Consider the following 20,831-nt stretch of genomic DNA (forward strand, 5'->3'; position numbering starts at 1 on the left):
AATGACAAATTGCGTCCCTTTCGGCCATGGGCCTCGGCCTGACAGTACACAGTACTGTCAGACTGGTGAGGATTTGCCCGGTCGGCTGCACGTTACCCACAGATTTGTCGCACACCCGCAACAGCGCGCTCATCTGTTTTCGCTTGACAAGCAGACAGCGGGGCAACTACAGGGGCGTGAGCGCGGCCGATACTTAGCGCGCCGCACCCGGGATGGGCGCGTCACATCGGGAGAGGGGAAGCGCATGATGCACCGCGAACTCGGAGTCCTTGAACTGATCGCGCTGGCCAGCTTCGCGCTCGCTGGCTTCGCCGGCCGCGTACACGCGCGAGCGTTGGACAAAGACGGCGACATCAAACTCGGCGTGCGCACTTACGTCAACGCGCGCATCGGCACTGAGCGAACCGACCGGGAGATGGTCCTCCTGGACCCGGAGAACCCCAAAGACCGAACCAGTTGGGCTGTTACGAGCGAGACCTTCCCGCTCTCGGAGGCTGGGCATCTGCGGCAGAACCGTTTCTACCTCGAAGCCGAGCTGGGTCATGACTTAAGCCGGCTCCTGAAAGAAGGCTTCGGACCGCTGGAGCTGCTCAATCACCTCCCGTTTAGGATTCGTGGCCTCAATTATCATCTCACCTTCCGCGGCGAGGGCGAGGGGCTCTATAACTGGGGGCCGCGCGAGTTCAGCACGGCCAGCTGGTACACGACCCCAAGCAATAAGGGTGCGGACGGCAGCGTGAACTTGGCGGACAGTCCGGTCGCAGCTACTGACGATGAAGGGGTCTGCCACATGCAGCCGGGCGTTTCCCAGGACGGCGCCTGCTTTCGGCGCGCCGATGTGGCCGGCTCACGCACCCGGTTGCGTAAGCTGGGAACCGATCGCGAGCGGCTGTTCCAAGCCTATATCGAAGGATCGGTGGGTGATCTCTTCGTGAGACTGGGGCGCCAGGTGTGGTCGTGGGGCGAAACCGATGGCTTTCGGCTGCTCGACAACATCAACCCCGTCGACAACAGTTTTGGCGGCTTCTTGATTTCTCTCGACGAACGGCTGGTTCCACTCGACATGTTGCGCCTCGAGTACCGTCTTGGCGAGCAGGGCCCGCTCAGCGAGATGGCCGTTCATGCCTATGGCGCCATCGACAACAAGGTGGGGTTTGCCCCGGGAACGCCGGAAGGATCGCCGTGGACCTTACCGAACTTGGGCGCTCCGAGCGCCACGACCAAAGGCCGGACGGTGACTCCCAGCCGAACGCTTCCGGATATCCGCGGGGGCGCGCGGCTCTGTTGGAACATGTTCGATGCGACCTTCAGCCTGGCTCACTACTACACCTACTTCGATACTCCTGCCCTGCAAATCATTGTCGCGCCCGACTTCCCCCTGCCATTCATCGATCATTCCGACCCCGAGTTGATTGGGTACTCGGCGCTCGCGCTGCAGACCGCCCCCAAGGTGCAGGTCTCGGGCGCGACGGTGACCTTTCCGATAGATAGCTTGTACACCATCGTGCGCTCGGAAATAGCGTACTTCAAGGATGAGCCACGTTTCCGCCAATCCCGCATCGACCCCTTCGTGTTTCACGGGCTCTTCAAACCACAGAACCCGACGACGGGTGGCCGCGAGTTGGGCGACTCCATCAACTTCGTCTTGGGCTTCGACATCAATCAATACATCCGCTCCCTCAATCCGTACCAGACGTTCTTCTTTTCTACGCAGTTCTTTTACAAACATCTGCGCGACGCGGTGGCGCGCGGGGAGGATCCCCTGCCTTACACCGAAGTGTTCGAGGGCGAGGTTTTACCCGTGCCGCAACGCAACGCTTTCTACAGACTGCAGCCGGAGCTGGGGGCGCTGGAGCCCTCCTTCATCCGCCACCCCACCGATCAGTTCCTGCACACCCTGTACATCGCCACCAGTTTTCGCAGCGGGACGATCAACCCCAGCGTCACCTTCTTCTACGATTGGACCGGCGGGTTCGTCTACGCGCCAGCAATCGGCTTCCAGCGCGATCCGTGGCGCTTCTCGGTCGAGTACGACATCCTCGATGCCGGAACCCTCAAAGGTGCCAGCGGGGTGAGCTTGCTGCGCGATCGCGACAACGTGGTCTTCCAGTTCGAGTACGCGATCTAAGTGCCGCCCGCCCCGGATCACAAACCCGTGCGCGCCAGCTTGATCAGCAAGGCGCGCGTACGCTCGACGGAGTCGAGATTGCCTTGGCCGACGGGGAAGGGAATGGCGAGGAACTCGGTTGCGCCGATCTCGGCGAGGCAGCGCAGCTGCTCGGTGACCGCGTCCTCATCGCCGACGACGGCGACGCCGGCCGGGCCTTCGGCGCCTTCGCGATCGAGCATGGCGCGGTACGACGGCAGCGTGCCGTAGACCTGGAAGACTTTACCGGCACTGCGGCGCGCCGCCGCCACCTCATCGCCGACGGCCACCGGCAGCCCGACCACCACCCGCGGTGCCGGCCGGCCCGCCTTGGCGGCGGCCTCGTTGATGCAAGGGATGGTGTGCTCGCGCAAGGTCTTCGGCCCGGTCATCCAGGTTATGGTCCCGTCGGCCACGGCCCCGGCGAGCGCCAACATCTTCGGCGCGAGCGCCGCCAGTAGAATAGGGCAGGGGGTGGCGCCCGGCACGGAGACGTTGGCGTTGACGCGGAACTCGCGGCCCTGAAAACTGACTGTGCCATCACGAATCAGCGGCGCCAAGACGGCGACGTACTCTTGCATGTGGCTGAACGGCTTGGCGAACGACAGTCCCAGCATCATCTCGATCACCAGCTGATGCGACAAGCCGATGCCCAAGGAGAAGCGGCCGCCGGTGGCCGCTTGCGTGGTCAGTGCTTGCTGCGCCATCGCCACCGGGTGGCGCAGGAACGTCGGTACCACCGCGGTGCCGAGGGCGATGCGGGCGGTGCTGCGGCCGGCCAGCGCGGCGACGGTCAACGCATCAGGGCCGAATATGTTGGCGAACCAGGCCGTAGCGAACCCGTCCCGCTCGGCTTGCTGTGTCTGCGCGATCAAGTCGTCGAGCGTTCCCGCCCGGCCGCTGATTTCACCGATGCCGATGCCGATCTTCATGTTGTACCCTCTCTCCCTGCGGCGCCAACTCCTACAGGCTTGCCGCTGCTGACGCCAGCGGGGCGCGCTCCAAAGCTGCTGCGATTTCGCTTTGCACGCCGGCGTCGCTTTCCCGGCGGCGTGCTCGGCCGAGCGCGCCGCGGGCAGCAGCGCCGGCAATCTGCCCCAACCCCCAGGCGGCGTGCGCCCGCACCAGCGCCGAGGCGTCGTGCGCCAAAGCGCCGGCGAGTACCGGCACCGCCTGCGGGTTGCCGGTGTTGCCGAGCACGACGGCGACGTTGCGCACAAAGCAGTCGCGGCGGGCGCGGCTGACGGCGCTGCCGGCAAAGCGGCGCTGGTAGGCCGCCGTATCCAACGCCAGCAACTCCGGCAGGTAGGGGAATAATGCTTCGTTGGCAGCGACAGCGCGGCTGGGCTTCTCGTTCCACGGACACACTTCTTGGCAGATGTCACACCCGAAGATCCACTCGCCCAGCCGCGGCCGCAGCGGGCGTGGGATCGCCCCGCGATACTCGATGGTCAGGTACGACAAGCACAGGCGCGCATCGAGGAGGTGGCCGGGTTGCAGCGCGCCGGTAGGGCAGAGATCGAGGCAGCGCCGGCAGCTACCGCAGTGATCGGCGGCGATCGGCTCGGGGTCGAATTCGTAATCGGTGAAGATCTCGCCGAGAAAAAACCACGAGCCCTCGTGCCGGTGCAGGATCATCGTGTTCTTGCCGACCCAACCCAGGCCGCCGAGGCCGGCCCACTCACGTTCCAGTATCGGCCCGGTATCGACATAGGCGCGAGTGGCGTGGGAGCCGTGCGCGCGCATGACGGCGGCAAGTTGCTCGAGCTTCGCCAGCACGACGCCGTGGTAGTCCGGGCCAGAGGCATACGCGGCGATGCGCCCGCGCAATTGCTCGCGCCAGTCGAGCCCCGGCGCGGGCGCTCGACGATAGGGGAAACCAACGGTGACGACGCTGCGCGCCGCCGGCAGCACTAGTGCCGGCTCCAGCCGCTTCTTGCGCCCGCGGCCGAGATAGCTCATCGTCCCGGCGTAGCCGTCGTGCAACCACCGGCGCACGAACTCGCCGTGCGGCGGCGGTTGCACCGGCGCAAAGCCGCACAGCTTGAAGCCGAGCCGGCGCGCCTCGCTGCGAATGATCTGCTTCAGCTCCCCGCTCCCCTCGCCGCGGGTGGAACGGTGCGCCGGTAGTCGTCCCAAGTGTCAATGTCGGCAGGCGGCGCGCCCTCGATGCTTACCTCCAGCACCCAATCCGGGTGGGCGGCGAGGAGGGCGCGGGCACCGTGATCGCCTTGCAGCTGGTCGACCTCAGGCCAGATTCGCCGCGCCAGGAACACGGGATGGCCGGGGATGCGGCGGCCGTCGGCGCAATACAACGGGCGGGCCACCGGCGCATCGGCGCCGGCGAACGCCGCCGCCACGCGGCCGATCAGCCCGCCGGTAACCCCAGGCTGATCCCCGAGCAAGACAGCCGCGCCGTCGGCGCGGCTGTCAGCGGCGCTCAACCCGGCCCGGAGTGAAGTGCTTTGTCCCTGCTCGTAGTCGGCGTTGACGACCACTGTCACGGGGCATTCCACCGGTAACTGAATCGCCTGGCGAACCGCCTCCGCCCGGTGCCCCAGGACCAGCACGATCTCATCGAGACACGAGGCGGCGGCGACCTCGAGCACGTGTTGCAGCAGCGGCCGATCGCCGAACCACATGAGCTGCTTGGGCTGTCCCATGCGACGCGAGGCCCCGGCCGCCAGAATGATGCCAGAGAGAAAGCTGCGCGAGTGATGGCTAGTGGGTAGCATGAACAGCACCGGTGCGCGCGGCCAGTGCGCAACCGTCTCGTTTGTGACTTACCGCCAGCATTTCAGCCAGGACGGCGACGGCAATTTCCGCCGGCGTGCGGGCCCCGAGATCGAGGCCAATGGGAGCGCGGATACGCCCCAGCTCGGCATCGTTGAATCCTTCTTCGCGCAACGGGGCTAGGCGCTGGGCGTGGGTTCTCCGGCTGCCCATGATCCCGATATAGCGGGCCTGTGAGCGCAAGGCGCAGGCCAACGCCGGCACATCGAACTTCGGATCGTGAGTGAGGATCACCACGTAGGAATTGTCATCGAGACCGACCCGAGCGAGCGCTTCGTGTGGCCAGGCGCGCTGCAGATCGTCCGCCTCTGGGAAGCGCTCGAGTGTTAGGTAGGCGGCACGGGCGTCGATTACGCTGACGCGGAATCCCAGGATCTTCGCCAGCCGGCACAGCGGCATGGCGGTGTGGGCGGCACCGACAATGAACAACCGCCGCGGCGGCGCAAATGCCTCGATGAAGATCTCCGCCTGCCCCGCTTGCCAGGCACACGCCACCACATTGGTGCCGCCGTGGCCTAACAAGCGCTGCGCCTCAGCCACCAGCTGGTGATCCAACTCGGCAGCGATCGCCCCGCTCGTAGCGCCGTCTCCCCGCACCACCAATGTGTGTCCGAGCAATGCCGGCGGGCTGAGGGCGATCGCGATCGCTACCGGCCGTTCGTCCGCCAGCTCGCACCGCAGCACTTGCCACGCAGCAGCGGCAGCGAACGGCTCGATCAATACCTCGATGGTGCTGCTGCAACTGAGCCCGACACCGAGTTCGCCATCATCAGCAATACCGTAACTCGCCAAAGCCGGCTGCCCGCTGTCGAGCACATGCAGCGCGCGCTCGTAGAGGTCGTTTTCGACACAGCCGCCGCTGATCGAGCCGGCCATCTTACCGCTGCGGGTGACGGCCAAGCGCGCGCCCGGCAATCGCGGCGTCGAGCCCTGGGTGCGCACCAACGTGACCAGCGCGATCTTTTCACCCGCGGCCAGCCAGCGCTCCAAATCCCCAACGATATCTCGCATCCGGTACCGTGATCTTCGCGGCTAAGATACCGGCAATCGCCGCCGTCCGAAAGGGCACCACCAGAGCATGCGACCGTGGAGTGGCCGCGCTCGGTTGCCATCGGTGGCTCGAAGTTGCTATGCGGCTGACCGGAACAGGCCAGCACCCAGAAGTCTCATCTGCTAGAGTGAGGAACTGACCGTGAGAATACCGAAACTTTCCGCCCTCCCCGCATTTCTGCGGTTGTGGTTCGTTCTGTTCTTCTCCTACCTGCTGATCAAGTTCGTGTTCAACCTGATCGTGCTCGACTGGATCGACCTGCGACGGGCGGCGCTACAGGAACTGCTGGTGTTGCCGCTCGGCCAGAGCGTGGTGTTCTGGTTGATCACGTGGCGGCGCCGCGCCGCCACCACTGCCCCGCCGCCTACGGTGTAGGCAGCAGAGCGCGGAACTTCGGGCGCCGGCTCATCCCCCAGGTGCCGACAAACAGCACCGCCAACGCGGCAGCGATCAGCGCCAATGTCCCTCCGGCAGGAGCCTTGTTGGTGGAAAGCGTCAAGGCCGGGCACTCGCCGAGCTGGCTCAGGGCAACGTCCATGAACGGGGCGTCGCTCCCAACCGCGCCGGTGAGGTGTACGTCGCCGGCGCTGACAGCGGAGACCGGAATATACACGTCGAGCAGCTTCCAGACGACAGGGTAATAGATCGTCCGGAAAGGGACATCGTTGACCCGGATAAACGTCGGGCTCTGCGTGTCGATGACGCAGGGGAGGTTGTCGCAATTGACCAGATCAAGCCCAACCAGGATCGACTGCCCGCTAGTCGTGCGCACACGCACCGCCAGCCCGCCCTCATTACACAAAGCCCCGGCACTGCGCAGACCGCTGCTCTCGTTGACGGTCATAACGAAGGCCTCGCCGCCAGGCACCTGTTCCGCCATGCCATTGGCGTCGGCACAGCAGCCTGGGGCTGGGGGGGAGCCCAGCTGTTCGAGGGCAAAGGCGGAGCCACCAGTCTGGAAACTGGCTACGTTGAAGGTGAACGGGCCGGAGAGGGCAAGCAGAAGATCCAAGAAGGACGAGTTCGGGTCCTGCCCGGTCTGCACGGTCAGGGTATTGCCGTTGATGTCGAACATGAACATGCCGTCGGTCGGATCAGGGCCGGCCGGCGCGCCGGTATCGACGAAGACATCCGCCTGGCCGGAGACGAGGAGCTGCACCGCATCCGCGCCGGAGACCGACGACAGGGCCATCACCAAACCGATGAACGTTGCGACCAACCAGCGCATCAGCCGTCCTCCTCTGAGCTAGGCGGGCACCCGTGCCGAGGCAACAACAATTTAGCGGTTGCGCTCTAGCCCACCGGTTGGGCGTATAGACAGAATTGCGGTTCAGGTCAACCAAAAATCCGCGCGGACGCGCCCAGTGCCGACCCCCTCGGCGCCGGCGGGCAGGTGGGTGGGGGGAGACCAGGGCACGATGAGCGTGCCGCCCCAGGTCTCGTCGAACTCCAAGCCAGCCGACGCCGGCTGCGCAATGTGGTATGGCAACGGCCGCCAAACCGGCTCGACCCCATGAGGATTCTTTGGATTTGCGGCTCGCGCACCATCGGCGGCGCCGAACGCGCCACGTTGGAGATCGCTCGATCTTTGCATGCTCGCGGCCACAGCCTGGAGGCACTGGTTCCGCGCGGCAGCCCGGTGCTGGCCGCGCTGGCACAGGCTGGTCTGCCGGCCGTTGCCACGGCGCTTGGGGGGGCGTGGAACGTACGCTCGCTGTGGTCCATCGCCCAGGCCTATGGCCGGTGCAATCCGCAAGTGGTGCTGGTGACGACCGTCGACGAATGGGTGTGGGCCTGCCTGGCGAAGCGGCGGTGTCCCGAGCCCCGGCTGGTGTTGGCCCGCCACATGGCATTGCCGTTGACTCGGCTAGTCGCTGGGCTGGCTGTTCGCCGCGCTGACGTCATTGTCGCGGTCAGCCAGGCCGTGTGCAGCAGCCTGGAGGACTCCGGCGTTGGCCCGCAGCTCGTTCGAGTGATCGCCAATCCCTGCCGATTTGCTGCGCGGGCGACTCTGCCTTCAGCTGAAGAGCGCCGGCAGGCACGCCGGGCGCTCGGCCTGAATCCAACCGGCCACTGGGTGGCCTTCTTCGGCGGCTTGCGGACAGCCAAGGGCATCGACGACGTCATCGGGGCGGTTTGCCGGGCGAACGCCGAGGTCGGTCCAACCCACCTGCTGGCCGCCGGCGCCAGCAGCGCGCGCGACCACGAGCGGGTACTGGATGATGTCAAACAGCTCGGGCTCGCCGATCGCTTCCTTTATCTGGGGGAAACCGAGCGAGTTGCCGAGGCCATGACGGCGGCGGACGTCGTAGTGATGGCCACCCGCCGATGCCTCAGCGAGGCCTTCGGGCTGACGCTGCTCGAAGCCATGGCCTGCGGCACGCCGGTGCTGGCCTACTCCGTCGGTGGTATCCCAGAAGTACTGGGCGAAAGCGGCGAGTGGGGACGGTTGGTGCCGCCGGATGATGCCGCGGCGCTAGCGCAGGGTCTGGTCCGCTTGCTCGCCGATTCCACGGCTGCCGCGGGCGTGGCGGCCAAGGCCCTGCTGCGGGTGCACGACTCCTTTCAGCCCGCCGTGGCCGCCGATCGCTACGAGCAGCTGTTCCGCGCGCTGGCCGGATGATGCGGCGGAACGGCTCAGCGCCGCAGCATAATGCTCACAAGCTGTTTGCCGGCGAGAATGGCCTTCCAGGTGGCGATTTGCAGCGCCGACTCCAGCCCGGTTTGGCCGCAGGGGTAACCGAAGGGAGTGACGAACTGCGGCGGGATTTGCTCCTGCTGCCCCAGGGCGAGAAGCATCTGGTGGGCGCGCTGGTACTCGATCGCGGCCGCGTCGGCGACTGTTGCCGCGTACCAGGGCGCAAGCAGCCGCCGGAACACGCCCGCATGGACCTGCAGGCGGACATAACCGAGGTGCCGTTGAAACGCGGTCGTCGCCGCCGGCACGATGAGCGCCGTGTCACGCCGCGGCAAGCAGCGGGGCAGGCCGCCGAGGCGCGGCGCGCCGGCGGTTTCACCGACCTGGTTCATCAGGTCACATAGCTGTCGCACCGCGCGGCGATACTCTGCCCCCAGTAGGCGCCCAAGCCGCGGATCCGCTGGCGGCAGCTTTAGCACCAGCCGCCGGATGCTGCCGCTGCGCCGGCGCTGGCGCGCGCTGGCGCCGAGCATGCCGCTCAACTTCTCGCAGAAGAGGTGCAGGCCGTTCAACGACAGCAGCGCAAAGCGTAGCCGCACACTGCCGTCGCCCAGCAGCTTCGCCGCCCCCGGCAGCAGGAACGAGGCGTAGATAAGGTCGAGGTACTCCATGCCTGCGCCAGACAGCGGCGGCGGGAGCGGACATTGCTCGTGCCGGTACTGCCAGTGCAGCCCCGCCAGCGCGTGCACGTGACCCAGCGCGGGAATCATGGCGGCGCTCACCACCAGCGGCGGATGGGTGAACAGGTAGCTGGCAACGGCGTCGCCGGCGATCCACTGTTTGAGGTACCGCCATAGCCCGGCGGCTTCGCCGTTGCGGGCGACCACGAGCACGTCGAGGTCCGAGATGCCCGGGTGGGTAACCGCACCAAACGCCCCGACCGCCAGCACGCGGGCGTCGCCGCTCAGCACTCCGGTCAGGCGTTCTCTGACCTCGTCGTAGTGCTGCAGCGTCAGATCACGGCGGATGTCGTCAATCATTCGCATCGGAGGCCGTAGCTGCGCTTGCTTTCAGGCCCGGTCGCGCCATAAAGCGGCGCTGCGGTGAACCGGCATGGGCAAGTACCGGCGCGTTGCGCGGCGAGCGCTCTCTGCACTGCTGCGACGAGACCACAGTGAGTGGCAACGGCAGAAGCGCTTGCTGGCCTTCTACCTGCTCCAGGGCGAGGCGGAAACGGTTACATTTGTGCGCGAGGGCACCGAGTGGACCGTATTCGCCGAGGGCGACTCGATGTTCCGCGACATGTTCGTTGACGGCGGATATCAGGCGGCCGAGACCGCGGCAGTGGTGCGCTGGGCGGCGGTAGCCGGGCGTCTGGCCGCGGACAAGCACGTCATCATAGATGTCGGGGCGAACATCGGCATGACCAGCATTGTCTTGGCGCAGCTGACGGAGAAGCGCATCCTCGCCATCGAGCCGGTGCCGCAGACCTTCGATCTGCTGCGGCGCAACGTCGCCCGCAATGGCCTTGATCATCGCATCGACTGCGTGCAGGCGGCGGTGTGCAGCCACGACGGCCGCACCACCATGGTGCGCCATCCGCGCTGCGGCAACTGCGAGGTCAAGACTGCCGGCGGGGAACAGGGATTCGGCCCGCTGACCAGCGCTCATGATCTGGTCGAGGTGCCGGCAAAGCGACTGGAGGCACTGCTGTCTCACGATGCGCCTGCGGCCGTGGGCTTGGTCTGGAGTGATACGCAGGGATTCGAGCGGCACGTGGTGCTCTCCGGCGGCCCGCTTTGGCGGGCCGGGGTGCCGTTGTACGTGGAGCTGTGGCCGGCGGGGTTGGCCGCCCACGGCGGGGTGGCGGCCTTTGTGCAGGAAGCGCAGGCGCATTTCAGCACGATGGTGCTGCGCGACGAGCTGGTGCATGATGGCGCACAAGCCTCGCGCCTCCCCTTGTCCCAACTGCCAGCGGTGCTCGCCGCGCTCGGCGAGCGCACCACCGACGCGCTCTTCATCCCGTGACGCCGCCAATTGTCCGCCCATTCGGCGCGCACGACGTCGTGTGTGATGGGCACAGCCCGCAGCCGATCTGCTCACCTACCTTATCCCTCAAGACACGACGGCAACTCTACGGGGTTTGGGATGAGGTGAGCAAGGGAAAGGCGCGGGCACATCGGCGAAAATCTCTCCAATCTCCAAGTGGTCACCCGCCAGTGGTCCTGCTAGGCTAAGCAACGTGGACACCGCCCGGCGCAAGGCCACGTACGAAGACCTGCTCAAGGTCCCCGACACCATGGTGGCCGAGATTCTCGACGGCGAGATGTTCACCACGCCGCGGCCAGCGTTTCCGCACGCCAACGCAGCATCCGGTATCGCCGGTGATCTGCGGGGGCCGTTCCATCGGGAAGCCGACGGCCCGGGACAGCCAGGTGGCTGGTGGATCTTGTTCGAGCCTGAGTTGCATCTAGGGCCGGACGTGGTCGTACCGGACCTTGCCGGCTGGCGCCGCGCACGCGTGCCTCGGCTCCCGAGTGCAGCCTTCTTTGACGTAGCCCCCGACTGGGCCTGTGAGGTCGTGTCGCCAGCTACCGCCGGAACGGATCGGGTTCGGAAGATGCGCATCTACGCGCGCGAGTCGGTCGGGTATCTCTGGTTGGTCGAACCGCTGGCCAAGACGCTGGAGGTGTACCGGCTTGAGACTGCCCGCTGGGTTGTGGCTGGTACATACGGCGGCTGCGACCGCGTGCGCGCAGAGCCCTTCGACGCGATCGAGCTTGATCTGACCCGCTGGTGGCTCGAAGGCTGAGAAGGCACGGGGAAGCTCACAGCGTGGGCTAGGCGTCAGGATTCCATTTCCAAGCACAGGACGCCGACCAGCGATCGCCGCCGCACGAGACCCCCCTTGCATGCCCGGTGCTGTCCGAATTACCCGCCGCTGAAGTGCCGCCGGAGGTCAGCACCCGCCCAGCGCCCGGTTCACACCGCTGACCAACTCGTCAACGGTAACCTCGTCGTCGCGGTTCGTGTCGAAGCTGGCGCACTCCGTCACCGGCAGATTGCCGAGTGCGATGTTCACCCCCTTCACCAGCTCATCGACCGTGACCTCGCCGTCCCGCCCACAGTCGCCGACGCACACCGGAGTCGGCGACTGCGTGGGGGTAGCGGTGGACGTTACCGTGGGCGTGGCGGTTGGTGTAGCCGTCGGGGTCTCGGTCGGTGTTAGCGTCGCAGTCTCGGTCGGAGTCGTGGTCTCGGTCGCGGTCGGAGTAGCCGTCGGGGTCTCAGTCGGCGTCAGCGTAGCCGTTTCGGTCGGTGTGGCGCTGGCGGTGTCGGTGGGCGTTGCCGTGGCCGTGGCAGTGTCGGTCACGGTCGGGGTGGCGGTCGGGCTCGGGGTGGCGGTTTCGGTCGGCGTGGCGCTTGCAGTTTGCGTGGGCGTTGCCGTTGGCGTCACGGTGGCCGTAGCGGTGGCGGTAATTGTCGCCGTGGCAGTGAGCGTCGGTGTCAGCGTCTCGGTCGGAATTGGAGTCTGGGTATGCGTGCGGGTCGCGCTCAGCGTCGGCGTGGCAATTTGCACGGTATTGGTCGGCAGCGCCGGCAAGGTCGGCGTGGCCGTCGGTTGGAACGAGGTTGTTGAAGTGGCAGTGGGTGCGCTGGTCGATCCCACTTGGGCCAGGAGCGTGGTCACAACGTTATCCCCGGCCTGCGGCGAGTCGAGGGCGCTGTAGGCGCTCGCCAGGACGCCGCCGGCTTCCTCAGGCGGCTGATCGCAGTCGAACAGGGTGCCGGTAGCGGTCGTCAGGCAAGGGTAGCCGCCGCAGAGTTCGTACGCAGCGATGGGATACTGTTCGTTCTTCGCATGCGTGATCATCGCGCTGACTGTCCCCGTCGTGTAGCGGTTGAGGACCGGCGCCCCCCGGTTCTCCAACGGATCGTCCTCGTTGCAGGGAATGCCGTCGGAGCCTTTGGCGGCGAGGCAGTCCCCGCCTACACACAGGCCCGGATTGCCGGTGCAGCTCGCGCCGGGGTTCTGGCCCCCGACGCACACCTTGGTCGTTGTTTCGACGCCGCAATCGCCGCCGTCGGCAATTACGCCGACCTGCATGTTGCTTTGCAGCACCGCCGAGCCTCGGGGGCCGCCGCCTGAAACCGCGAGGTACGCGGGGCCGTTGCAGACTCCCGGATGCGGATGGGCCGAAGAGCCGTCTTCCACAACGCCGCCTGCCGCCACGCAGTCGGCTTCCGTGAATCCGCCGACGCCGACGGTGCCGATGTTGTGGTCCACGGACGCCTCGCTGTCCACGTCGGCCAAGCCGCCTTCGCCGCACCCGATTTCACCCCTGCCCGAAACCCCGGGGCCGAAGTCGTCGAACGGCACGGCGCGCACGCATGCGCATACCAGCCCGGTTATGGGAATCGGATCGAAGTGAACGTCCTCGGCGCGTACGGCAACCGGGATGACCCCGTCGGGTCCCGGTTTTCCCATGCGGTTGACCTGGCTGCCGGAGAGGCCCATCTGCAGCGCGAAATCCCGCGTCTGCACCGTGGCACGCGAGCGAGGCGGTCCGCCGGAACTATCGAGCTGAAAAAGCACGGACGTCTCGTTGGTGCAGTTGGCGGCGCAGCCGTCGCCGCCGAGGGTATTCCCGTCGTCGCACTCTTCCGCCACGTCGGTGTTACCGTTTCCGCACTCCGGCCCCGGCGTGCAGGTCGCGCCGGGGGCGCAGGTGGGCGTCGGCGTGCGGGTCGGCGTGTGGGTTCGCGTCGACGACGGAGTACGGGTCAGGGTGGGCGTCGGGGTCGGCGTCGGCTCGCTGTCGCACTGATCGCCGACGCCGTCGCCATCGTTGTCGCTCTGCTCGGGGTTGTAGAACCACGGGCAGTTGTCGGCACCATCGCACAGCCCATCGTAATCGCTGTCGGCGCCACCCGATCCGAAGCAGTAATCGCAGGCGTCACCCAACCCGTCGCCGTCGCCGTCGCTTTGATCGGGATTGTAGACGGTCGGGCAGTTCTCGACGGCGCCACAAAGGCCGTCGCCGTCGGTATCGGCGCCGCCAACGGAGAACGGCGTTGGCACCCAGGTGTCGTTCGGCGGGCTGCACGTGTCGCGCGGCGCGCACTGTGGACTGGGATTTCCGAAATAGCCGTCAAACAGACACTGGTCTAAGCTGCCCGCCGGCGTCGCGACCGAGATCCGCACCTGGGCGAGGACGAGGTTGTAGGACTGACCGGTAACTTCGACGCGAATGTCGTTGCACTGCGACGGGTCATAGCCCGCCAGGCTCGTCGGATCCGAAGCCGCCAGTATCAACGGCTCCGCGTTGCAGTTGCAGTCGCGCGACGACGGCGCGGAGGCGATCGTTGTGCCGTTGAGTACCAAGCTGAATTGATGGCTGCCCGGGCCGGCGCAATCCCGGTGTAGAATCGCGGCGCTGATTGAGCTGACGGTGCAGGCATCACCGACGCCGTCCTCATTGGCGTCGGCCTGATCGGCGTTGGCAACGAAGGGGCAGTTGTCGGCACCGTCACAGAGGGCGTCGTGATCGTTGTCTCTCCCCGGGCCGACGCAGTCGTCGCAGACGTTGCCCAAGCCGTCGCCGTCGGCGTCTTCCTGGAACGGGTTGGACGCCAGCGGGCAGTTGTCGATCGGGCAGACGCTGGCCGGGAAGCCCGGGCTTCCAAAACCGTCGCCGTCCTGGTCGGTGCACGGATCGCAAGCGTCGCCGAGAACGTCGCCGTCGGCGTTGGCCTGAGAGGGGTTTGCAATCGCCGGGCAGTTGTCGGAGGAGTTTTGCACCCCGTCGCCGTCGTCGTCATCGCAGGGGTCGCCGATGCCGTCGCTATCGGCGTCGCTCTGGGTGGGATTGTATAGGTAGGGGCAGTTGTCCGCGGGGCAAGCATCGCCGGCGAGGGCGAAGTCGCCGAAGCCGTCGCCATCGGCATCGGTGCAGGGATCGCAAGCGTTACCGAACTGATCGTAGTCGTAGTTGCTCTGGTCCGGATTCGAGAGGTTCGGGCAGTTGTCGGACGCGTTCGGCACGCCGTCGCCGTCGTCGTCCTCGCACGGGTCGCCGATACCGTCTTGGTCGGTATCGGTCTGGTCGGGATTGAAAAAAGTCGGGCAGTTGTCGGCGGCGTTGCACACGCCGTCGCCGTCATAGTCGTACTGGCCGGCACCCAAGCAGTAGTCACACGGGTCGCCGATGCCGTCGCCGTCGCTGTCGGCTTGGTCGGGGTTGTATTGGAAGGGGCAATTGTCGGGCGGGCAGGTATCGCTGGCGAGGGCGAAATCGCCGAGCTCGTCGCCATCGGCATCGGTGCAGGGGTCGCAGGCGTTGCCGAATTGATCGTAATCGAAGTTGTCTTGGGTCGGGTTGGCGACGTCGGGGCAATTGTCGGTGGCGTTGAGCACGCCGTCATCGTCGTCGTCCTCGCAGACGTCGCCGTCTTCGTCACCGTCAGTGTTGGTCTGGTCCGGATTGTAGTGGAGCGGGCAATTGTCTGCGCCGTCGCAGAAGCCGTCGCCGTCGGAGTCTTGCGCGCCCGCGCCGATACAGTAGTCACACACGTCGCCGAAACCGTCGCCGTCGCCGTCGGTCTGATCGGGGTTGAAGACATTGGCGCAATTGTCGACTTGCGGGCACAGCCCGTCTCGGTCGTTGAACATGCCGGCGTCGGTCACGCCGCTGCTTGCGCCCGGGTAGTCGCACGAGTTGCGCTCGCGGCAGACGAGCAGCGGGTTGCCCGAATAGCCGTCGAACAGGCACTGCTCCAAGCTGGCCGCGGCGGTGGCGATCGTTACCCGCACGGTCGCGAGGTACAACGTAAGCGGATTGGCGCCGGTTACCGTGACCCGGATGTCGTTGCATTGCGCCGGATCAAAGAGCGCGAGCGTCTGGGTGCCGGTGAAGACGACCGTCAATGGCTGAGCATTGCAGACGCAGCCTTGGGAAGATGGCGCCGAGCCGATCTCGCTGCCGTTCACGAGCAGATGGAAGACATGACTGCCGGCGCCGTCGCAGTCGTGATGGAGAAGGCTGAAGGTGATCCCGGTGGCCGTGCAGGCATCGCCGGCGCCGTCTTGATCGCCGTCGGCCTGATCCACGTTGGCGGCGAAGGGGCAGTTGTCGGCGCCGTCGCAGAGGCCGTCGCCGTCGCTGTCGGCGCCCGGTCCGGCGCAGTTGTCGCAGACATCGCCGACGCCGTCGCCGTCGGTGTCGGCCTGATCGACGTTGGATGCGTACGGGCAGTTGTCGGTGACGCACTCGTTGCTCGGAAAGCCCGGGTTGCCAAACCCGTCGTAGTCCTGGTCGGTGCAGGAATCGCACACGTCGCCGTAGGCATCAAAGTCTTGGTTGGCCTGGTCGGCATTGGGCACATCGATGCAGTTGTCGAAAGCGCCGACCACGCCGTCGCCGTCGTCATCGGCGCAGAGGTCGCCGACCCCGTCCTGATTCGAGTCGGCTTGATCCGGATTGTAGAATTGGAGGCAGTTGTCGGAGGGGTTGCAGACCGAATCGCCGTCGCCATCCAGCTGCCCCGCGCCGTAGCAATCATCGCAGGCGTCGCCGAAGCCGTCGCCGTCCGAGTCGGCTTGATCGGGATTATAGAAAGCGGGGCAATTGTCGGCTTGGAAACACAGGTCGTCGTAGTCCTGCGGCTCGTCCACCGTGGTTGTGAAGTAATCGTACGGGAACTCGCAGGTATCACGAGTTTCACAGGCCGCCGCGCCGTAACCCGGGTAGCCGTCGAAAAGACACTCGGAGCTGATACCGGCCAAGGTAGTAATCTCGACCCGCACGAAGCCGACGGCGAACGAGTTCTCGCCCGAAACCTCGACACGGAAGTGATTGCAGCCGGCGGGGTCGTAGAGCGCGAGCAACTCGGGGGCGGTGAAGCTCGCCTGCAGCGGCTGGTCGTTGCAATCACAATCGCGCGAAGACGGCGAGTTCCCCAGCAGCTCATTGTTCACGAAGAACTGCAAGACATGGTCGCCCGCCACGCTGCAGTCGCGGTGCAAGACGACAAACGTGATCGCGGTGGGGGTGCAGGCATCGCCGACGCCGTCGCTGTTGCCATCGGCCTGGCCGGCATTCGCGTTGAGGGGGCAATTGTCGGCCGCGTCACAGATCGTGTCGAGGTCGGTGTCTCGACCCGGCCCGGCGCAGTTGTCGCAGTCATCGCCGACGCCGTCGCCGTCGCTGTCGCCTTGGAACGGGTTAAACACGTACGGGCAGTTGTCGAGCGGGCAGACGCTGGCCGGGAAGCCCGGGCTTCCAAAACCGTCGCCATCCTGGTCGGTGCAAGGATCGCACGCGTCGCCGAGGAGATCTCCGTCCCAATTCGACTGATCCGAGTTGGGGATCGTAGGGCAGTTGTCGGCGAAATCGGGCCAGCCGTCCGCATCGGTATCGGGCGGGAGCGTCGGAGTGGGACTCGACGGGGTGACGGTTCCGGTGGGCGTGGGCGGGCCTACTGTCGGCGTTGGCGCCAGCGAAGGTGTCGGGGTCGGCGTCGGTGTGGCAGTGATGGCTCGCCCAGGCAGCGCAAACGCTCCACATGCAAATAGTGCGAGCGCACCATAGCGGCGCCATTGGCGGCAGCGCTGGGCAAACGCTGCGGCGGCACTGAAGCCATTTCTGCGATGCGACTGCTTCGTCATTGTTCCCCCCTAACCTCTGGGCTAGCGTGGCGCAACGCGCCCGCGGGCGTTTCTCGATGGTTGCGTGTCCCCTACTATGCGCCTATGTCAGACGTCAAGAAACAGCGCAGAAGTTCGACAAGCCGCCGTTTCAGCCGCTGATCGTGATCAGGGGCTGCATTTGCTCGGCAAACAGGCGCGAGAATGCCGGGCAACTGCGTTGCAACTCGATGACGTTGCCGTCGCCGGCCACTCGGCCGCCGGCAAGAACCACGACCCGCGCGAAACGACTGACGGTAGACAACCGGTGGGCGATTACCAGCACCGTGCGTTGCGCCAGCCAATCGGCCATGCGGGCGAAGATCTGCGCTTCGCCCTCGCTGTCGATGGCGCTGGTGGCCTCGTCCAGCACCAGCACCGCCGGCTCACGCAGGATGGCCCGCGCCAGCGCGATGCGCTGCTTCTGCCCGCCGGAAAGGTCCTTGCCGGCTTCCGCCAACGACCCGAACAACCCCTGTGGCAGTGCCCGCAGCAGCGGTTCCAAGCCCGCCCACTCGACGGCGCGGTCGATGGCCGAACGCGGGGCGTCCCAGGCGCCGTAGAGGAGATTGTCGATCAGTGGGCCGCTGAACAGGAACGGGTCCTGCTCGACCACGCAGATGGCACGGCGCAGTTCCACCAAGTCGAGCGCGCGGATGTCGACACCGTCCAGCAGGACGCGCCCCGAGTCGGGCTGGTAGAAGCGCACCAGTAACCGCGCCAGCGTGCTCTTGCCGCCGCCGGTCGCCGACACCAGCGCCAGCGGCTGGTTGTTCGCGACGCTGAAGTCGAGCTGCTCCAGCACCGGTTCGCCGGCGCGGTACGAAAAGCACAGGCGCTCGCAGCAGAGCGTGCCGCGCACCGGTTTGGGCAAGATGGCGCCGCCGCGCGGCTCGACCGCGGGCGAGTCGATCAGCTCGTAGACGCGCGCCGCGGCGGCCAGCGCGCGCTGCAACATACCCTGGAGATCGCCGAGCCGGCGCAGCGGCTCGATCGCCTGCGCGGCGTACAAGCAAAAGGCCAGCAGCGCGCCGGGAGAGACCACCCCGCCGCGCACCAGTTGGGTGCCGTACCAGACCGCGCCCACCAGTCCGCCGCCGGTGATGAGGAAGACCAGCGCCAGCAGCCCGGCTGACCAGCGCTCGCTGCGCAGCACCTGGGCGCGATAGCCGGCGTTGTGGCGGGCGAAGCGGGTGCGCTCGTAGGCCTCGGCCTGGTAGCCCTTGATCGTAGTCAGTCCGTGCAACTGCTCGTTTAGGGCGGCGCTCAGCCCTCCCAGGCGCCGCTGCGCCAGCGCGCTGCGTGCTCGCACCAGCGCACCGAAGCGGCCGAGCAGCAGTGCCACCACCGGCACCATCAGCACGGCGGCCAGCGCCAGCCGCCACTCGAGGTAGAACATCATCGCCAGGGCGCCGACCAGCACGGCACCTTCGCCGACGAGCCGCTTCAAGATGTCGCCGGCAAAGCCGGAAAGCGCGCCGACGTCGTTGAACACGCGCGAGCCGATTTCTCCGGCGTGCTGGCGTCGCAGCATGCCGACCTCCAGCTCGAGCACTCGGTGCTGCATCGCCGCTCGCAGGCGCTCCATCATCCGCTGGTTGATGCTGGCGAGCTGATAGCGCGACAGCATGACGGCCGCCGCCATCAGCCCGGTGAGTGCGAGCGCCGCAGCCAGCAAGCCCTCGGCACCGGCGGCGCCAGTGCGCACCAGCGGCCCCTCGGCCCACAGCTTGGCCATCCAAGTTAACGCCAGCCGGGCCCCGGCTAGCAGCAGCAGACTGCCCACGGCCAGCGCCACCCTCGTCGGATAGCGGGCGCATTCACGCAGCAGCCGCACCAGGAGTGCCGACCCCGGCGGCGTCGCCGGTGCGGCGGTTTGTAAGCGCCAACGCGAGCACGGCAGCGAGTGCGCGATGCGCCGCCAATGCCCAACGGTGTCGTGAAACAAGCGCACCGCCGCCCGGCGCGCCCGGGGATCATGCAGGCTGCCAATCATAATGCTAAGTAACTGCGACAACTTGTGAACCAGTTGCCGCCCCTGATCCGCCAGCCAGCGCCGCCACGGCCACATTTCTACGACGATCGTGCGGTTGCCGAGCGCGGCATAGGCGCTGAAGCGCTTGTGGCCGTCGGCGATCAGCAAGCGCCGCCCGAGACGGACTACTGAGATCGGCGGGAAGCGCTCGCCGCGTAGCATGGCCTCGCGATACTCCGCCACCCGCCACGGCGCGTGCGAGAGGTGCAATAAGTCGACGACGCTGGCGGTTAGCACCGTCTGCGTGCGATAGCGGGCCAGAGCCGGATCAAAACCCCCGCCGGCCCATTCGTTCCCGCTCTCTTGGCTGTGACCGCTCGGCATGGCAGCGGTCCGCTCTATCCCGTAGCCGGCAGCGATTTGCAAGGCAGGTTGCCCCGCCGTCAGACGCCGTCAAGGGTTACCCGTGCAGTGGCGGCGAACTTCGACAACGTTCTCACGGTTACGCGCCACCGCCTGATCCGACTGACGGGCGCATGCGACGCCGGCAAGATCGCGGAGTTGGGCCGAGCGCTCAAGGTTGCGCTCGACGTGCCTTGATTCCCGAGCGGCCAATGTCTCGGGGCCATACCGGGGGCGATGAAGGCTGCGGGCGGACGCGCTCGCGCCGGCGTGAGGAGCGCGGGCCTCTGGCCATGGCGATCGTCTCGCACGAAGGGCGGTGGCTAATGAACTAACTGCGCCCCCACGTGTGGCGACACGAGAGCTACGGCGTGATCGTGATCGGCTGCGCCGTTGTGTTGTTGCTTTCGTCCGACTCAGCCACATTACCCAAGGTGTCCGTCTCTAGGATGATGAACGACGCCCCCGTTGCCGCACCGTTGGGAATCGTGACGTTGCTGTTCTCGTTGTAATTGCCGCTGGCGGCAAGGTCGCTCGTGTGCGTCACTCCCCCCAGCAGCGTATCGCCACCGAGCACGTTGTCGGTCGAGAGCCAGATCCGATCCGTCCACGGTTGCAGGGCCTGTGCGTCTCCCGAGTTCGTCACCGTCCACGACACCGCGATCTGCGTGTTGCGCGCCGCCGAGGCGGGAACCGCGAGCGCCGTCGGGGTGAGGTCCGGCTTGCGCACGGTGATCTGCAGCGGCGCCGACACGTTGTTGCTCTCGTCCTCCTCGGCCACCAGGCTGAAGGTGTCGGTCTGCAGGAACAGGTAGTACGTTCCCGCCGCCAGGGCGGTGGAGATAGTCTCGTTGAAACTCGCCACGGTGTAATCCGTTCCCGCGGCCAGATCCGTGCTGTGCGTCAGCAGCCCCAGCGGGCTGTCACCGCCGAAGGTGTTGTCGGTGGACAGCCACACCCGGTCATGCCACGGCTGGTAGGCTGTCCCCAGGCTCGCCGCCTGATTGGCCACCGTCCACGTCAGCGTGATCGCTTGCCCCGCATCCACCGTCGTCGAGCTGGTGGCACTGAACGCCGTCACCACCAGGTCGGGCTTGCGCACGGTGATCTGCAGCGGCGCCGACACGTTGTTGCTCTCGT

The 20,831-nt window shown here is 66.6% G+C and carries 14 protein-coding genes; 5 read left to right on the forward strand and 9 right to left on the reverse strand.

All coding sequences use genetic code 11. From position 1 onward, the window contains the following. Window positions 1-244 precede the first annotated feature (244 nt). Window positions 245-2,128, forward strand: coding sequence for a hypothetical protein (locus tag HY699_11370; GenBank protein ID MBI4516401.1), 1,884 nt, complete (start codon window positions 245-247; stop codon window positions 2,126-2,128). A gap of 17 nt (window positions 2,129-2,145) precedes the next feature. On the opposite strand, the gene HY699_11375 is transcribed toward HY699_11370, so the two are convergent. The 4 genes from HY699_11375 to HY699_11390 are packed head-to-tail and all read right to left on the reverse strand — an operon-like array spanning window position 2,146 to window position 5,950. Next, window positions 2,146-3,078 carry a TIGR03564 family F420-dependent LLM class oxidoreductase gene (locus tag HY699_11375; protein MBI4516402.1) on the reverse strand — a complete coding sequence of 311 codons (933 nt, stop codon included), beginning with the start codon at window positions 3,076-3,078 and terminating at the stop codon, window positions 2,146-2,148. A gap of 31 nt (window positions 3,079-3,109) precedes the next feature. Next, window positions 3,110-4,285, reverse strand: coding sequence for a tRNA epoxyqueuosine(34) reductase QueG (queG, locus tag HY699_11380; protein ID MBI4516403.1), 1,176 nt, complete (start codon window positions 4,283-4,285; stop codon window positions 3,110-3,112). After that, window positions 4,231-4,881 (reverse strand): nucleotidyltransferase family protein, encoded by a 651-nt coding sequence (locus tag HY699_11385; GenBank protein MBI4516404.1) that lies wholly within the window; start codon window positions 4,879-4,881, stop codon window positions 4,231-4,233. Before HY699_11385 ends, queG begins: the two co-directional genes overlap by 55 nt. Further along, on the reverse strand, window positions 4,868-5,950 hold the full coding sequence (locus tag HY699_11390; GenBank protein ID MBI4516405.1) for an XdhC family protein: 1,083 nt from the start codon (window positions 5,948-5,950) through the stop codon (window positions 4,868-4,870). Before HY699_11390 ends, HY699_11385 begins: the two co-directional genes overlap by 14 nt. A 181-nt stretch (window positions 5,951-6,131) precedes the next feature. Here HY699_11390 and HY699_11395 point away from each other — a divergent pair, with 181 nt between their 5' ends. Further along, complete coding sequence (locus HY699_11395) at window positions 6,132-6,365, forward strand: hypothetical protein (protein MBI4516406.1); 234 nt, start codon at window positions 6,132-6,134, stop codon at window positions 6,363-6,365. On the opposite strand, the gene HY699_11400 is transcribed toward HY699_11395, so the two are convergent. Next, window positions 6,355-7,218 carry a hypothetical protein gene (locus tag HY699_11400; GenBank protein ID MBI4516407.1) on the reverse strand — a complete coding sequence of 288 codons (864 nt, stop codon included), beginning with the start codon at window positions 7,216-7,218 and terminating at the stop codon, window positions 6,355-6,357. The two genes, HY699_11395 and HY699_11400, sit on opposite strands and share 11 nt — an antisense overlap. Before the next feature lie 285 nt (window positions 7,219-7,503). Here HY699_11400 and HY699_11405 point away from each other — a divergent pair, with 285 nt between their 5' ends. Then, the gene (locus HY699_11405; protein ID MBI4516408.1) at window positions 7,504-8,613 is read left to right on the forward strand and encodes a glycosyltransferase family 4 protein; all 1,110 of its coding nucleotides are present in this window, start codon (window positions 7,504-7,506) and stop codon (window positions 8,611-8,613) included. Between the two features lie 14 nt (window positions 8,614-8,627). Here the strand turns inward: HY699_11405 and HY699_11410 are convergent, their stop codons facing one another. Continuing rightward, window positions 8,628-9,668: a hypothetical protein gene (locus tag HY699_11410; protein ID MBI4516409.1), complete on the reverse strand. Its 1,041-nt coding sequence runs from the start codon at window positions 9,666-9,668 to the stop codon at window positions 8,628-8,630. A gap of 73 nt (window positions 9,669-9,741) precedes the next feature. On the opposite strand from HY699_11410, the gene HY699_11415 reads away from it, so the two are divergent. Together HY699_11415 and HY699_11420 are read left to right on the forward strand one after the other, a co-directional pair. Then, window positions 9,742-10,656 (forward strand): FkbM family methyltransferase, encoded by a 915-nt coding sequence (locus tag HY699_11415; protein ID MBI4516410.1) that lies wholly within the window; start codon window positions 9,742-9,744, stop codon window positions 10,654-10,656. Between the two features lie 214 nt (window positions 10,657-10,870). Then, the gene (locus tag HY699_11420; protein ID MBI4516411.1) at window positions 10,871-11,440 is read left to right on the forward strand and encodes a Uma2 family endonuclease; all 570 of its coding nucleotides are present in this window, start codon (window positions 10,871-10,873) and stop codon (window positions 11,438-11,440) included. 147 nt (window positions 11,441-11,587) lie between these two features. On the opposite strand, the gene HY699_11425 is transcribed toward HY699_11420, so the two are convergent. The 3 genes from HY699_11425 to HY699_11435 all read right to left on the reverse strand — a co-directional run bounded on the left by HY699_11425 (window position 11,588) and on the right by HY699_11435 (window position 20,817). Further along, the gene (locus HY699_11425) at window positions 11,588-17,296 is read right to left on the reverse strand and encodes a thrombospondin type 3 repeat-containing protein (GenBank protein MBI4516412.1); all 5,709 of its coding nucleotides are present in this window, start codon (window positions 17,294-17,296) and stop codon (window positions 11,588-11,590) included. 130 nt (window positions 17,297-17,426) lie between these two features. Then, on the reverse strand, window positions 17,427-19,673 hold the full coding sequence (locus HY699_11430) for an ABC transporter ATP-binding protein (protein ID MBI4516413.1): 2,247 nt from the start codon (window positions 19,671-19,673) through the stop codon (window positions 17,427-17,429). Window positions 19,674-20,055: 382 nt separating this feature from the next. Continuing rightward, window positions 20,056-20,817 (reverse strand): hypothetical protein, encoded by a 762-nt coding sequence (locus HY699_11435; GenBank protein ID MBI4516414.1) that lies wholly within the window; start codon window positions 20,815-20,817, stop codon window positions 20,056-20,058. Between the last annotated feature and the right edge of the window lie 14 nt (window positions 20,818-20,831).

Source organism: Deltaproteobacteria bacterium (assembly GCA_016210005.1).
GTDB lineage: Bacteria > Desulfobacterota > Binatia > HRBIN30 > JACQVA1 > JACQVA1.